The organism is Dietzia sp. UBA5065 (genome assembly GCA_002415925.1).
Taxonomy (GTDB): Bacteria; Actinomycetota; Actinomycetes; order Mycobacteriales; family Mycobacteriaceae; genus Dietzia.
In genome coordinates, this window is record DIAZ01000070.1 from 1 (window position 1) to 1,640 (window position 1,640).

The following is a 1,640-nucleotide window of genomic DNA, read 5'->3' on the forward strand; positions in this document are numbered from 1 at the left end:
GGTGTGGAGTACCGCGCGCTGCTCGGACTGACCGACGTGGGATTGGAGTAGAGGATGACGACGACGAGCCCGTTCGCCACCCGACTGACGCGCGCGCTGCGGGAGCGGGTGCGCTCGCTCGCGGACCTCTCCCGCCCGGAGGGGCCCGCGTTCCTCGCCGCCGCCGTGGGGACGGAGGTCGCCAAGGCCACCGAGTTCGGTCCGCTGGAGAAGCTGTGTAAGCCGCTGATCGTCCCGGCCGCGCTGACGATCGCCCTGCGCGACGGCCGACTCTCGCCGGTCGACACCGCCCTGCTCTCCGCCACCGGCGCGGCCTACACCACGGGCGACGTGATCCTCATGCTCGGCGGCGGCCACGCCAGCCGGTCCTCGACCAGGCTCGTCTCGGGCGCGGCCGCCTTCGGGGTGGGGCACCTGGCGCTCGGCGGGCTCATGCTCCGCTCGGGGATCCGGTTCAAGCCGGTGCAGCTGGCGGTCCACGGCGTGATCGCCGGCGCCGCGGGGGCGGTGCTGGTGTCCGAGGGGCGGGAGAACGCCCCGCTGGCCGCGTACGGCGGGCTGCTGGCCACGCTGTCCGCGCTGGCGACCTCGGTGGACCGGCGGAGCGGTCCCGCTGCCTCGGTGCTCGCGGTGGCCGGGCCGGTGTTCCTGCTGAGCGATTCGCTGATCCTGGCCCGCCGCAAGACCGAGGGCGGGACCGCGTTGGCCAGGGCGCTGGACGTCGGCGTGATCGACACCTACGCCACGGCCGCGTTGCTGCTGCTCACGGGCACGGCCGCCGCGGCTCGCGCGGCCGGGCGGTCGGCGTGAGCGCGGTCCGGAGCGTCCTGGTCACCGGCGCCGGCCGCGGGATCGGTGAGGCCACCGCGCGCCGGTTCGCCGACGCCGGGTACCTCGTCGGGGCCTATGACCTGCAGCCGTGCGCGTGGGCCGAGGGCGACGCGCGGATCGTCACCGGGGCCCTCGACGTCACCGCCCCCGCCGCCTGGGAGGAGGCGCTGGCAGAGCTGACCGCCCGCTCCGGCGGCGCGCTGGACGTGCTGGTCAACAACGCCGGGCTCCTCTACGGGACGCCGTTCATGGACGCCAGCTACGAGCGGGACTCCGCGCTGGTGGACGTCAACGTCAAGGGCGTCCTCTACGGCTGTCGTGCAGCGCACCCGTACCTGGCCGGGGCCTCCGCGCCGACCGTGGTCAACGTCTGCTCGGCGTCGGCGATCTACGGCCAGGCCGAGATGGCCGTGTACTCGGCCACCAAGTTCGCCGTCCGCGGCATCACCGAGGCCCTGGACCTGGAGTGGGGCCCGGAGGGCATCCGCGTGTGCTCGGTGTGGCCGCTGTACGTGGGCACCGGGATGCTCGAGGGCGTGGACACCGCGGGCATGCGGAACATGGGCGTTCGGCTGACGGAGGGTGACGTGGCGGGGGAGATCCTCGACCTCGCCGAGCAGACCCGCCGCGAGCCGTCCGGTGTCCTCGGCAGGATCCGCGGCGTGCTGGGCAGGGAGGTCCATCGCCCGGTGGGCAGGCAGGCCGCCGCCATGTATCTGGCGTCGCAGCTGGTGCCGAGCAGGATCATCCGCCTGACCAATCAGCGCCTGACCTCGTGACCGGAGCCGCCGCCGGTGATCCCGCCGCCG

2 protein-coding genes are annotated in these 1,640 nt (G+C 74.4%); both read left to right on the forward strand.

Going from position 1 to position 1,640, the window contains the following annotated elements; translation table 11 throughout:
- Nucleotides 1-54 precede the first annotated feature (54 nt).
- Nucleotides 55-810: a lysoplasmalogenase family protein gene (locus B4M60_RS05180; protein WP_291080945.1), complete on the forward strand. Its 756-nt coding sequence runs from the start codon at nt 55-57 to the stop codon at nt 808-810.
- Nucleotides 807-1,610: an SDR family oxidoreductase gene (locus tag B4M60_RS05185; protein ID WP_291080946.1), complete on the forward strand. Its 804-nt coding sequence runs from the start codon at nt 807-809 to the stop codon at nt 1,608-1,610. Before B4M60_RS05180 ends, B4M60_RS05185 begins: the two co-directional genes overlap by 4 nt.
- Nucleotides 1,611-1,640: the final 30 nt, after the last annotated feature.